Annotated in this window: 13 protein-coding genes and 4 pseudogenes; 9 read left to right on the forward strand and 8 right to left on the reverse strand. The window is 68.3% G+C overall.

Features of this window, described 5'->3' with window-relative positions:
- Positions 1-92: 92 nt before the first annotated feature.
- Positions 93-662 carry a hypothetical protein gene (locus ACWGSR_RS22470; protein ID WP_453568431.1) on the forward strand — a complete coding sequence of 190 codons (570 nt, stop codon included), beginning with the start codon at positions 93-95 and terminating at the stop codon, positions 660-662.
- 94 nt (positions 663-756) lie between these two features.
- Here ACWGSR_RS22470 and ACWGSR_RS22475 read toward each other — a convergent pair whose 3' ends face one another.
- Entirely contained in the window at positions 757-1,173 is a 417-nt protein-coding gene (locus tag ACWGSR_RS22475; RefSeq protein ID WP_453568433.1) for a DUF4259 domain-containing protein, read from the reverse strand.
- 61 nt (positions 1,174-1,234) lie between these two features.
- A pseudogene (locus ACWGSR_RS22480) lies at positions 1,235-2,251 on the reverse strand (transposase); the annotation flags it as partial.
- On the opposite strand from ACWGSR_RS22480, the pseudogene ACWGSR_RS22485 reads away from it, so the two are divergent.
- The 5 genes and pseudogenes from ACWGSR_RS22485 to ACWGSR_RS22505 form a co-directional block, all read left to right on the forward strand.
- A pseudogene (locus ACWGSR_RS22485) lies at positions 2,247-2,401 on the forward strand (NUDIX hydrolase); the annotation flags it as partial. The pseudogenes ACWGSR_RS22480 and ACWGSR_RS22485 overlap by 5 nt on opposite strands.
- A 153-nt stretch (positions 2,402-2,554) precedes the next feature.
- Entirely contained in the window at positions 2,555-2,770 is a 216-nt protein-coding gene (locus tag ACWGSR_RS22490; RefSeq protein ID WP_453568435.1) for a DUF6243 family protein, read from the forward strand.
- Between the two features lie 234 nt (positions 2,771-3,004).
- Positions 3,005-3,718: pseudogene (locus tag ACWGSR_RS22495) on the forward strand (transposase family protein).
- Positions 3,719-3,855: 137 nt separating this feature from the next.
- Positions 3,856-4,302: a hypothetical protein gene (locus ACWGSR_RS22500; RefSeq protein ID WP_453568437.1), complete on the forward strand. Its 447-nt coding sequence runs from the start codon at positions 3,856-3,858 to the stop codon at positions 4,300-4,302.
- A 104-nt stretch (positions 4,303-4,406) separates the two neighbouring features.
- The gene (locus ACWGSR_RS22505) at positions 4,407-4,751 is read left to right on the forward strand and encodes a hypothetical protein (RefSeq protein ID WP_453568439.1); all 345 of its coding nucleotides are present in this window, start codon (positions 4,407-4,409) and stop codon (positions 4,749-4,751) included.
- A gap of 13 nt (positions 4,752-4,764) precedes the next feature.
- Here ACWGSR_RS22505 and ACWGSR_RS22510 read toward each other — a convergent pair whose 3' ends face one another.
- Positions 4,765-4,908, reverse strand: a complete 144-nt coding sequence (locus ACWGSR_RS22510; protein WP_453568441.1) for a hypothetical protein — start codon at positions 4,906-4,908, stop codon at positions 4,765-4,767.
- Positions 4,909-5,015: 107 nt separating this feature from the next.
- Between ACWGSR_RS22510 and ACWGSR_RS22515 the strand changes: the two genes are divergently transcribed.
- A protein-coding gene (locus tag ACWGSR_RS22515) for an IS630 family transposase (RefSeq protein WP_453568443.1) occupies positions 5,016-6,085 on the forward strand; the annotation gives its coding sequence in 2 pieces (ribosomal slippage) (positions 5,016-5,471 and positions 5,474-6,085; 1,068 coding nt in all).
- Positions 6,086-6,143: 58 nt separating this feature from the next.
- Positions 6,144-6,446, forward strand: coding sequence for a hypothetical protein (locus ACWGSR_RS22520; protein ID WP_453568445.1), 303 nt, complete (start codon positions 6,144-6,146; stop codon positions 6,444-6,446).
- A gap of 295 nt (positions 6,447-6,741) precedes the next feature.
- Here the strand turns inward: ACWGSR_RS22520 and ACWGSR_RS22525 are convergent, their stop codons facing one another.
- From ACWGSR_RS22525 to ACWGSR_RS22540, 4 genes are all read right to left on the reverse strand, one after another.
- Complete coding sequence (locus ACWGSR_RS22525) at positions 6,742-7,833, reverse strand: IS630 family transposase (protein WP_453568447.1); 1,092 nt, start codon at positions 7,831-7,833, stop codon at positions 6,742-6,744.
- Positions 7,834-7,838: 5 nt separating this feature from the next.
- Positions 7,839-8,063, reverse strand: a complete 225-nt coding sequence (locus ACWGSR_RS22530) for a hypothetical protein (RefSeq protein WP_453568449.1) — start codon at positions 8,061-8,063, stop codon at positions 7,839-7,841.
- 994 nt (positions 8,064-9,057) lie between these two features.
- The gene (locus ACWGSR_RS22535) at positions 9,058-9,411 is read right to left on the reverse strand and encodes a hypothetical protein (RefSeq protein ID WP_453568451.1); all 354 of its coding nucleotides are present in this window, start codon (positions 9,409-9,411) and stop codon (positions 9,058-9,060) included.
- 38 nt (positions 9,412-9,449) lie between these two features.
- Positions 9,450-10,475: a MerR family transcriptional regulator gene (locus ACWGSR_RS22540; RefSeq protein ID WP_453568453.1), complete on the reverse strand. Its 1,026-nt coding sequence runs from the start codon at positions 10,473-10,475 to the stop codon at positions 9,450-9,452.
- A 552-nt stretch (positions 10,476-11,027) separates the two neighbouring features.
- On the opposite strand from ACWGSR_RS22540, the gene ACWGSR_RS22545 reads away from it, so the two are divergent.
- Positions 11,028-11,276 carry a hypothetical protein gene (locus ACWGSR_RS22545; RefSeq protein ID WP_376242604.1) on the forward strand — a complete coding sequence of 83 codons (249 nt, stop codon included), beginning with the start codon at positions 11,028-11,030 and terminating at the stop codon, positions 11,274-11,276.
- 93 nt (positions 11,277-11,369) lie between these two features.
- On the opposite strand, the pseudogene ACWGSR_RS22550 reads toward ACWGSR_RS22545, so the two are convergent.
- Positions 11,370-11,558: pseudogene (locus ACWGSR_RS22550) on the reverse strand (ferrochelatase); the annotation flags it as partial.

Raw genomic sequence — 11,558 nt, forward strand, 5'->3', positions numbered from 1 at the left:
GCCCGGGGCGCCGACGTCGAGGCGGAAGGCGGGTCGCGGTGTACGGAGTGCGGGACGGGTGGCGGCGGGACGGGTTCGAGTCGCATGAGGGCATGGTGGGGGTGCTGCTGGCCGACGGCAGCGAGCCGAAGCCGGTCCTCTTCGACCTGGGCAGTGGCAGCAACTTCCACGAGTCGAGCGACTGGTGGCTCTACGACGGGACGTTCCGCCGGCCCACCGCGGTGTCGATGCGGGGCCGGTGCGCGTACGGCTGGCGCGGGACGAAGATCTACGTGATCGACTGGGAGAAGGTCCGTGAGGACGACGACCCCGATGCCTACGACACCTCGGGCCCGTACGCGCAGTGGGAGGCGCACCTCGACGAGGTCGCCGGGCGCGCGGTGCCCCTGCCCGAGGGCCTCGCGGGTCTGCTGGGTCAGGTGCATGAGCGGCTGGACCGGCTGTGGTGGGAGGAGGACAAGGCGCGCGGGTACACGATGATGCTGAAGGCCTGCGACGTCCTGGAGGCGATCGTCACCGAGATCGGCCCCGAAGCCGCCGGGGCTCTGGCGGACGAACACGACGAGGGCGGAGCGATGCCCGCGGTCGCCGAGGGCCTGGGCATGACCGAGAAGGCCGCTCGCGCCCGCCTCCTGCACTACGAACACCTCACCTGGCGCTGACCCCCCAGGCCCTACCGGTGTTCCCCCGGCACGCCCCGTGTGGCTTTGTTCACGAAAAACGGGTTCTGGCACGACTTTCGTGAAGCGGTCACGATTAGTGATCAGTGGGTGTTTCGAGTGCTTGGAGGATCTGTCGCACTTCCTGACGCCACTGGTCGGCGTCGGCGCTGTCCACCCAGCCGGTTGTCAGTTCTGATCCGTCCTGGAGAACCCGGTCCAGTGCAAGTCTCGCCGGCGCGCGAAGGGAGGCTGGCAGTGTGGGCAGCGGTTCCCTGGGGCCGTCATCGGGGTCGATCACGATGGGGCTGTCCGGGAGGTTGCTGGCGACGAGGGCGCCGGCGGCGACGGCTTCGGCCCCGTCTCCACCGTCGACGCGTTCCCCTGAGTCGGTGACTCGCTGGAATGCCCGCTCCAGCACGTCGATGACCTGCTGGTGGGTGAGCCCCTCAAGTTGATCGACGAAGTCTGCGGCGAGGTCGCTGTCGAACGGGCCGGTTCCCCACGTTCCCATGTATGGCTCCTGATACGGCTGTCTCGGACGAAGGCATGGTTCCAGGAGCCACTGACATCGGTCACGGGGCGAAAAGAACCCGCTTGCGGAGCAGTGCGAAGCCGGCGCGACCGAACATCTGGCGCTTGAGTATCTTGATCCGGTTGACGTGTCCTTCGACGACGCCGGAGCTCCAGGGCAGGGTCAGGTCGGCGATGACTGCCTTGCGGTCTCGGTCGATGCCGGCCGCGAGAGTGTAGGGGCTGGGAAGGTCGTCCCGGCGGACGGCGTCGAGCCACTGAGGGAGTCGTTGGCCCTGCCGCTCGGTGAGCATCTGGGCGAAGAACCGGACGTGACCGGTCAGGGCGGCGAGTTCGGGGCAGTTGGCCAGGACGGCCTTGAGCCGGAGCCGTTCGATCTGAGTCAGCGTCTCGGGTCGGCTGAGGATCCACCTCGTCACCACGCGGGATGCCGGCGGCTGCGCGGTGACCGGCCGCGGCGAGGTGCGCTTCTGTCGCAGGTGGGCGCTGACCCGGCCGTAGCTGCCTCGATGGCCCAGGGGAACGATCTCCTCCCAGAGCTTCCAGGCGCTGGCGCAGCCCTCGCCCCAGCGTTCGTCCAGGCAGGGCTCGTACTCGTCGAGGACGGAGGTCCTGTTGTGCCGCCACTGTCCGCGAAAGAGGTCTTCCGGCATGGCGGCGTCGGCGAGGCTCTTGACCGTGCGGTGGGTCATGTTCAGCTGGCGCCCGATGGAACGGCGGCTGTGGCCGGCTTCCAGCAGCGCGTGGACCGTGGCATGCCTGGCCCGGACACGGTTGGCGAACCGCTCGCTCCGCCATGGAGAGTCCGCCTGCTCCTCAGGCAGCGCCGGTGGTTTGGCCTTCCCCTCGCGGCCGGGGACCAGGACGCGAAGGCACTGGCGGTGGCGGGCGACAGAACGCTCAGCAGTCTCCCCGAGGTTGTGCCACAGATGCCGGCGGTCGGCGACCTGCGCCGCCTGCGTCGCCTGGTGTGCCCCGGCAGTGGCGCCTTCCGCGAAGAACGGCGCGCGGTCCCGGCAGACAATCTCGCTCCCTGGCCGCCGGGCGAGCCAGGCGGCCGAGTGCGCTGTATGCGAATACCTGGAAGAGACGGGGATCACCGCTGAGATCACTGGCTTCCTCGGCGTCTACACCAGCCCCGCCACATCGTGGCATATATCGACGGTGAGATCCGCCAGCAGCACGAGAACACCGCGCTTGGCACGCCAGGCCGACGGAACCGGGTAGCGTCTTTGTCATGTTCTCCCAGCCGCCAATGTGCGAGTGAGAGCGTGACGGGTCCCCGCTGACGTCCTTCAACGTCGCCGCCCGTCCCCACCGATGAATACCCAGATCACTTCACATCACCACCGGGAGAACCCGTGACCGACAGCAAGAACATCAACAACCCCGTGGGCCAGGGCGGCGGCCAGCGCAAGAGGCTGTCCCGCGCCGAACGGCAGAACAACGGTCCGCATCGCAACCTCGACCGCCAGGGTGCCGCCGACCAGAAGGCAGAGCTGGTGCGCAAGATGCGCGAGAAGGTACGCACAGCTGAAGACGCCGGACAGGCGAGCGACGACACCGCACAGAGCTGACGCAGCGCAGCACCTCACGGGGCAGGGCCCGGACCGCGACGCGCGGTCCGGGCCCTGCTTCCGTATTGGAGCTCTGCTGCCGTACCTGGCACGGCCGATCCCGCTCAGCACTCGGCGTAGTAGTGAGCCTTTTCCAACCTGCTTCTGATGCGGGGCGGTTGGGCTGACAACGTGGTGAAGCCCCTGGTAGACGGGGTCACGACCAAGATTCCCTCGCCCCACCGGAGGCTTCGTGTGCTTGTCTACCCGTCCGGGCTGGACGTGTCCAGCTCTGCCCTGCGCTTGCTGTCCACCAAGCTCCGCCGACGCCGTGAGGAGATCGGCACCCGCTGGCGGCGCCTGAGCACGGGCCGGCCGGCCCTGCTCACCCTCGCCCACCTCCGCAACGGCCACCCCTATGCCCAGCTCGCGGCCGGGTCCGGCATCGGGACCACGACCGCCTACCGGTACATCGCCGAGGCTGTGGAGGTCCTGGCCGCTCTCACTCCGAGCCTCGCCGAGGCGGCACGGACGGCCTCAGCGAAGGCATTCGTGCTGGTGGACGGCACGATCCTGCCGATCGACCGCATCGCCGCGGACCGGCCGTTCTACTCCGGCAAACACAAGAGGCATGAGACGAACGTGCAGGTCATCGCCAACCCCTTCGGCCGGCTGCTGTGGGCCTCACCGGCCCTGCCTGGAGCCGTCCACGACATCCGCGCGGCCTGCGGCCACGGCATCATCGACGCCCTGGCCGATGCCGGCATCCCGTGCTGGGGGCGGTGGGAGAGCCTCTCCGCAGGCCAGCAGGCGGTCAACCGGTCCCACGCGAAGGTCCGGGTCCTCGTCGAGCAGGCCTTCGCCACCCTCAAGTCCTGACGACTCCTGCGCAAACTGCGGTGCTCGACCACCCACATCACCAGCCTCGTCCAAGCCGTCCTCACCCTTCATCTGACCAGCTCAGGATGAAGTTGGAAAAGGCTCACTGTCACCAACACCCCGGATTCCGTGGCCTACTGGCGCGTGATGATGGCTGCCTACGGCGTCAAGGGCTACGCCCGATACGTTCCCTGAGCAATGGCGGCACACGAGGAGGGAGCGAGCGCGTGGACGCATCCGAACTGGCCGAACTGCGCACCATGTACATCTTCGGACCCACCGAGGATTCCACCTGGGGCCTGACCTATGAGGAGATCGAGGCCAGGCTGCGCGAACGCGATACCGATACGTTCATTCGTATCGACGAAGGTACCGAAGGCCCCGTTCGCGGTTCTGTCCTGCACTTCGGCATCACGGTCGGCGAGGAAGACCTGGAAGGCATGGCCAAGCTGTCCCCGGAAGGCATCGTTGTCGAGGACTGCACCGCCCACACCGCAGCAGAGTTCACCCCGTGGCTACGAGACAGCGTCCTCCCGGACGGCAGCAGCATCACCTTCAACACGGAGTGGGGCCTGGAAGCCGACCTGCCCTATGCCCTCGTTCCCCACGTCCCCCACCCACGCCTCGTGGCCACCTTCCTCGCCCACCTCGAAGCCACCGGCAGCCTGGACTGATCGGACTGGTATTCCAGGGCGGCAGCTGCACATTCAACGTACGTGCGTCGGCCGGGACGACCCAGGTTCTGTCCGGCGGATCATGACGTCGTAGGCTGCAGCGCATGCACAGCACGCTGACCGAGCACGCCCGGTGTCTTTACGGAGATGAGTACCGTCCGACACCGGCGTGCAGTCAGGAGCACCGCGAGCACTACTTCGTCGAAGAGCTGACGTTCGCCGATGCGGACGCGATCCTGTCGATGCTGCGGGAGCTCTGCCCGAACCTGGTCGACGGCCAGCTCCCGGTGTGGATTCGCAACCTCGCCTATCGTCTCGTGCTACTGCAAAGGAGCGACGAGCCGGCTCTTTTGCGAGAGGCCGCGCAGAACCTGTGGCTGCACGGTCCGGACTGGGACGACATCGCGGCGGAGCTGACGCAGCGAGCCGAAGAGCTGGAAGCCCGCTGACGGAGCCAGCCCGTCAGGGCTTGAGCCGCAGTCGAGTCGAGGCCACGGTGACCGTGTCCGTGAAGCCGTAGACGCGCTTGTCGTATCGGGTCGCCACGGCCCTGGAGTGCTTGAGCTGGTTGATCGTGCGCTCGACCTCGTTGCGCCGCTTGTACATCTCCTTGTCGAACCCGGCCAGCCTGTCGCCCCGTCTACTGAACTTGATTGAGTGATGTCGGTGCCGTTCGGCTGACAGGCGACTGTCGGCACCGGTAGTCGTGGGGCGTGAGGTACGCACAGGGCGGAGGGTTGACCGACGCCGCGAGGGCCGCGCGGGAGCGGTTGCGGCTCCAGGCCGTCGAGCACTTCGAGGTCGGGCAGAAGAACGCGGAGGTTGCCGCCGCGATGCGGGTGAGCGAGCGTTCCGTGGAACGGTGGCGGCGGGCCTGGCGCGAGGGCGGCGAGGCTGGGGTTCTGTCGAAGGGGTCGCCCGGAAGACCTCGGCTCAGCGCAGCCCAGATCGCCAGGTTGGAACGGAATTTGGAACGTGGCCCGTTGGCCCACGGCTGGGTCGACCAGCGGTGGACACTGGCGCGGATCAAGACCGTGATCGGTCGGCTCTTCCATGTCTCCTGCACGGTCGAGGGCACCTGGCGGCTACTGAAGCGGTACGGCTGGAGCTGGCAGCAGCCCACTCGGCGGGCGATCGAGCGCGGCGATGCGGCGGTCGAGGTGTGGAAAGAGGAGACCTGGCCGCGGGTAAGAGCACCGCGGCGGAGCGCGGCGCCTGGATCGTCTTCGAGGACGAGGCCGGGCAGTCGTTGGCTCCGCCGCGCACCAGGACTTGGGGCCGGATCGGCCAGACGCCTGTCGTGAGGGTCAGGGGTCGGGGCTCCGGTCGAGTGTCGATGGCGGGCATGGCCTGCTACAAACTGGGGGAGCGGTCCCGGCTGATCTACGCGATCCGCGAGTACTGGGGCCGCAAGGACCAGCCGAAGGGCTTTGGCTGGCGCGACTTCCGCGACCTGATCGTCCGTGCCCGCATCCAGCTCGGCAGACCGATCGTGCTCGCCTGGGACAACATCCGCCTGCACCTGACAGCGGGCATGCGGGAGTTCATCGACGCGAACGCCGAGTGGCTTACCGTATTCCAGCTGCCCACCTACACGCCCGACCTGAACCCACAGGAGGGGATCTGGTCGCTCGTCAAGCGCGACATCGGCAACCTCGCGGCGGCCGATCTACGCCAGATCACCCGGGCGGTGAAACGTCGGCTCAAGCAGATTCAGTACCGCCCTGATGTCGTCGATGGCTGTCTCGCTGGCACTGGCCTGAGCTTGGATCCCGCCCGATGACGGACGCGGCAGCGAATGCCCGACCGCTGACCGCAATAGGTATGGCAGCATCATCGCCATGCCTTTGCTGACCTGGGACTACGGCGGCGATCTGTTCTGCGCTCTCACCACCGAGACGGGTACGCGCGAGGGCCGGACGACGCATTTCGAGCTCAGCGAGGCCCGCATGGTTCCGGGTGGAACACCTTCCGTGCCTGCTTCACCGGCCCCAGGGCCGACGGCCGTGACGGTGGTCGTCTACGCGCCCGAGGAGGAGAAGCCGGCCGAGGTCTACTTCGACGCAACGCAAACGCTGCCGTTCGCTGTCCTCCAGCACTTCGTGGCCCTCGTCGCCTCAAGACTGGCAAGCACGGGATCGTAGAGCGGCCGCTCCGGCAGCAGGGCGGGACTCGGGCCGACATCACGAGTTCAAGTTCAGTAGTCGTGCATCTGTGTGGCTGTGAGGGACTTACCGCGGGACCTGGCGCAGTGGCTTTGGCCGGGGCGGATAGGGTCCGTGTCAGCTCGTGCCCATACGGCGTTCACGAGTGAGGCCCGGTGCCCAGATGCGCTCTGGGACGCAGCACCACCGGGCCGCCCCCACTTCACCCTCCGCTCGGCATCCTGCGAACCCTGCTTTCCGATCTGGCCACCCGCCACAAGAAGACCGCCCAGATCTACCGCGCCAGTCTTCTCGTCGCGGGTGTTTTCCTCTGGTCCGCCCGCTCAGGAGCAGGCAGCTCACGGGCGGAGGCACTCTTCCTGCGGATCGAAGCAAACGAGGCCGTATTCGCGAACCAGTGCAGCGGCATACTCGGAGACTTCCTCAGCTTTGCCATATTGATCAGAAACTCATGGGGTTCTCGTCCAGGATGTAGCGGACGTGTGGGCCGCCGAAGTAGCCGCGGACGATGTGCGGTTGACGCTGGCGTCGGTGGAAGAAGGCGGCGGGTCTCGGCGGCGAGTTCGGCCTGGTTGCGGGCCCGGTGCTGTTTGGGCAGGCTGTGCTTGAGGTCGGCGTTGACCAGCTCGTCGGGGTTCAGCTCGGGCGAGTACGGCGGCAGGAAGTGCAGCTCAACATCGTCGGGGTGGGCGGCGAGCCAGTCGCGGACCTTCTTCGAGCGGTGGGCGGAGTGCCCGTCGACCACGAGGTGGACCTTGTGGTCGAAGTGGCCGGCGAGCCGGTCCAGGAAGCGGCACGTCACCTCGGTGGTGGAGGACTCGGCGAAGACCATGAAGTGCATACGGTCCTTGGTGCTGATCGCCGACATCGCGTTCACCGAGAACCGCTTCCCGCTCCGCCGCACCACGGGAGTCCTGCCCCTCTCTCCCCAGGTGCGGCCGGTGACCTGGTCGGAGCGGATACCGACCTGGTCGGCGAACAGGACCTCGCCGCCGTCCTTCCTCACCTTCGCCCGGACCTTCGGCCAGGTCTCCTGATGCCAGCGCGCCACGGCCTCCGGGGCCTGCTCGACGGCCCTCTTGTCCGGCCGCTGGAACGGCAGCCCCCACCGCTTCAGGTATTTGCCCACTCCGGGCTCGGTCAGCCGCACTCGGTACAGCTTCGCGATCAGCTCCCCGATCAGCCGCCGCGTCCACAGCTGCCCGCTCAGCCCCACGTCACAGGGCCGGTGATCGAGGACGGCCTGCCGCACCGCACCCTGCTCGGTCTCCCCGAGCACCTGGTGCACGCCGACCGGCTTGCCGCGCGGCCGCATGACCAGCGCCTCCCGGCCACCGTCCTGCCACTTGGCCCACCAGATGTCCACCGCCTTCAGTGAGCCTCTTTCATCCTCGACTCGGCGTGATGCTTTAAGCGGCTCTGACCTGCGGTGATGTTCTGGGCCTCCACTCTTGGGACATCAGGATGAAAGAGGCTCAGTGACACTCCGAACATCGCCGCCACGTCCTCACGGTCCCGCCCCGCCACCGCCCGCAACCGCAAGGCCTCCTGCGCCGACGGCGACAGATGCCGCGCGTCCCCCACCAGATCGCTCACACACCCCTACGACGACCCATAAGCCGAACCGTTTCTGATCGATAGGGCATGAGCAGATACACGATCGGGCCTAATGCCTCCTCGATGACCGGGGCGACGCCCACACGACACTGCGGCCGATGTCGTCCGGGTATCACCCGACGAGGGCTTCCACATACGCCACGATGCGCGGCGCCGTCAGATCAGGGCCGTGAGGAGATTCGGTCCTGCTGCCTTCATCGCGTGGGTCGGGGGTCCGATGCGGCCTGTCCGCCGGTGCGCCCGCGCCACGTTCGTACAGAGCATCAGCCGAGAGAGCCGGCCGGCGCGGGTGTCGAGGACGTCGGCGAACTCAGCGAGAACACGGTCCGCCAGGCTCGGCACCGCCAGGGAGACGGACCACAGGCAGGCCGCGTCCCGGCCGACGGGCGCCTTCCCCCAGTCTTCCCAGTCCAGGATCGTGAGCGGGCGGCGATGAGGTTGGCGTACCGGCATCCCCGTGCGCGCAGGCCCACTCCGCAACTGTGGTGTCGACCTGGTCGCCGCAGACCTCGCTGATTCGTTGGGAGGGATGGCTCTGCTGGACCCACACCCGGTTGGTGTCATGACTGGCCAGGTTGCCGAGCGCGGTGTGCAGGTCGCTCCACCACGTGTCCGCGAGGTCGAGGACGCGGTCGATAGTCCCGGTCGGCGAGAGCGCCGGGGCCACAGCCTGGCTCATCTCGTCCACGCGCCACACGACGTCGCGGTCGTGGTCGTGCCACATGGCGCCCGCGATCCATTCGGCCCGGGGACGCCGTGGATCGCGACGGACGCCTCCAGCCCGGTCCACGGCTGTGCGCTGAACGTGCCGGGCCGTACCCATGCAAGCCGCAGCCAAGTGCCTGCCACCGTCGGGAACCCGGCCGTGCCGTTGTACCGGGAGTAGTCGGCGCGGCTTCGGCCCAGGACGTGGCCGGTGCCGGTGCGCTTCTCCACCCCGGCAAGGACGTCCTCGTGATCGATCGTGGAGAGGTCATCCATCGTGGGTGGCACGGGCGGCTTCCCTTCTGCACCCGCCGACCTGTTCCCTCAACAGCCGGCAGTAGGCGTAAACCGTGTCGGTGCTGACCGCGAGACTGCTGGCGGCGGCCAGCTCGGCAAGGTGGTCCGGGCAGGTAGTGCCCACGGCGATCCTGCTGACGGCGGGGACGGCGAACGCTACGGCGAGCCTGACCTGCGCGCTCGATACTGGCTGCTGCCCTGGTTCGAGAAACACGCCAGTGTCGAGGTGGACCAGATGGGGTCTGAGAGATTGACCGCAAAGGGTGCCGTACCCCACCCCAGGCCCTGCATCTGGACCAAGACCGCAGACGAGATCCTCGAACACCTCGCCTCATATCTGAACAGAATTCCCGACTCAGAAGACTAGGTCCGGTCCGACACCACGAGACGCAACCGTTCGTACCGCCGTGAGACCGCGTCGAGCGCCTCTCCCAGCCCGCTGGGCCGCAGCATGCCAGCTTCCCGGGGCCCTCCCGCCCAGCCCGGACCGGCCAGCAGGACCACCGGTGCGGTCCGGGCTCCTCGCGGTCCGAAGGCGGTGCCCGCCACTTGCGCGGCCAAGGGTCGGTCGGCCGTGGCGCGGGCCTGGGACCACAGGGCCACGACCGCGGGGCCGCACCGTCGCACTGCGGCGTCGAGCGCCTCGGCCGGAACTGTGCCGCCCAGGACGAGGACCGGCAGGGCCCGTTCGGCGAGGCCCGCGGCCAGAGCCTCCAGCGGAAGGGTGTGGTTCTCGGTGGGCGTGCACGCCAGGACGATGGGCGGTGCGGTCGAAGGGGCTGCGAACCCTGCCACGATCATCCGGCGCAGGGCCGTCGAGACGTGCCACGACAGCAGGTGCTCGACCTCGACGTAGCGCTCCTGCGTCGATTCCCACTTCTTGCCGACTGCGTGGAGAACGGGCGCGACGACCTCTTCCCAGGCGACGACCAGCCCGTGCTCCTGGACGGCCCGCTCCAGCAGGTCGTCCATCGCCGGACCGTCCAGTCTCACCGCGGCGCGCGCCAGACCCCGGCATTCCGCGCGCACCGTGTCCGGAGGCAGGTCGTGGCGCGAACCGGGCTGACGGGCACCTTCCGGAACGGCCGCCTTTTCGCTTCCGGCGGGAGGATCCGGCAGCCGGGCGGGGCGGGAGGCACCACCGGTGGCCGTGTCGCGGCTCGTCAGGACCGTGCGCGCGGCCTCGGCTGGGGAAACCCCGGAGGCCGTCAGCCGGCACAGCTCTTCGAGCATCGAGACGTCCTCGGCCGTCCAGCGCCGGTGCCTTCCTTCCTCGCGGACCGCCGGACGCAAGCCGTACCGCTGTTCCCAGGAGCGCACGGTGGTCGGCGACACCCCCAGGTGCCTGGCGACGGCCCCGGTGGTCATTCCGTATCGGTTTCCGGCCATGCCTTCGCTCCCCGTCGTGGAGCCGGTGGAGGACGGCACGTCCTCCTCTTCCCAGGTGTGGTGCGCGCAGGTCTTCGTGCCCGGTGGCACCGGGCCGCTGTCCTGGTTTTCCGACGGGGAGGGCGCACGGATGCGCCCGGGTGCGAGGACGAGTGAAGGCATCGGGGCCGCCGGGCGCGTGGGCGAGACGCCGCAAGGAGAGCCGGCCGGACTGCATCCGCGCGGCGAGCCTTGAAGAAATATGTCCTGAATGACCATTAAAGGAGCTTGCGGAAGGTGAGGAGAGGGAATTGCCCCGAGCCGAGTCGTTCCATCCCGGTGGTTGCACTCCGGGCGCAGGCACGTTCGTGTGCGCCTGCGCCAAGGAGCATGTGTGGCGGATCGATCTGGCCGTTCACGTCTTCCCGTCCCTCCCGCCCGCATGTTCCGGAAGTTCGTGGCGGTTGACCGAGGAGGACGGGTCGCCACGGGATCCGGAGTCGCGGATCCCCGCCTGAACGGACAGGGAACCGGCTTCCAGAACCGGAGCCCCTCATCACGCAGGAGGAGAAAATGATCGTCAAGAAGCTGCACGAGTCGGGTGTGCGCAGTGAGCACGCGTATCTGGCCGCCGTGGGGTCGATCGGACTGTCGTTGGTCTCGTGGCTGACGTCCAACCGGCAGGAGAACCTGGAACGGGCCGACCGCTGGGGCATCTTCGTGGGGGAGTGGGCCCCGACCTTCTTCGCGCTCGGCCTCGCACTCGCGAACTACGAACGTGACGAGACCGTGCGACCTGCAGGTTTCGGGGTGGACACCTGACGGACGGTCGTCGACCCGGCGTCGTGAAGCGCCCGCAACCTCCGGCGGCCCGGTGAGAACGAGCGGTCCTCTTCTCACCGAGCCTCTCGGGCATCACGCGTACGGGCTGTCGGCGCCGGCCGCCGCGGGCCGTTCCGTCCTGGCCGGGCAGCAGCCGATCGGGCACAGGTCGTGGGAGGGACCGAGTGCGCCCAGGGCGCACCGCTCCACCCGGGTTCCCCGCTCGGCGGCGGCCCGTTCCAGGACGAGGTCGCGGACGGCGGCGGCGAAGCGCGGGTCGGA

Source organism: Streptomyces sp. NPDC055632 (genome assembly GCF_053618675.1).

Excerpts from the sequence above, each read along its gene's own strand:
- ACWGSR_RS22470 (WP_453568431.1), top strand. The coding sequence starts at position 93 with ATGGTGGGGGTGCTGCTGGCCGACGGCAGCGAGCCGAAGCCGGTCCTC.
- ACWGSR_RS22475 (WP_453568433.1), bottom strand. The coding sequence starts at position 1,173 with ATGGGAACGTGGGGAACCGGCCCGTTCGACAGCGACCTCGCCGCAGAC.
- ACWGSR_RS22505 (WP_453568439.1), top strand. The coding sequence starts at position 4,407 with ATGCACAGCACGCTGACCGAGCACGCCCGGTGTCTTTACGGAGATGAG.
- ACWGSR_RS22510 (WP_453568441.1), bottom strand. The coding sequence starts at position 4,908 with ATGTACAAGCGGCGCAACGAGGTCGAGCGCACGATCAACCAGCTCAAG.
- ACWGSR_RS22520 (WP_453568445.1), top strand. The coding sequence starts at position 6,144 with ATGCCTTTGCTGACCTGGGACTACGGCGGCGATCTGTTCTGCGCTCTC.
- ACWGSR_RS22540 (WP_453568453.1), bottom strand. The coding sequence starts at position 10,475 with ATGGCCGGAAACCGATACGGAATGACCACCGGGGCCGTCGCCAGGCAC.
- ACWGSR_RS22545 (WP_376242604.1), top strand. The coding sequence starts at position 11,028 with ATGATCGTCAAGAAGCTGCACGAGTCGGGTGTGCGCAGTGAGCACGCG.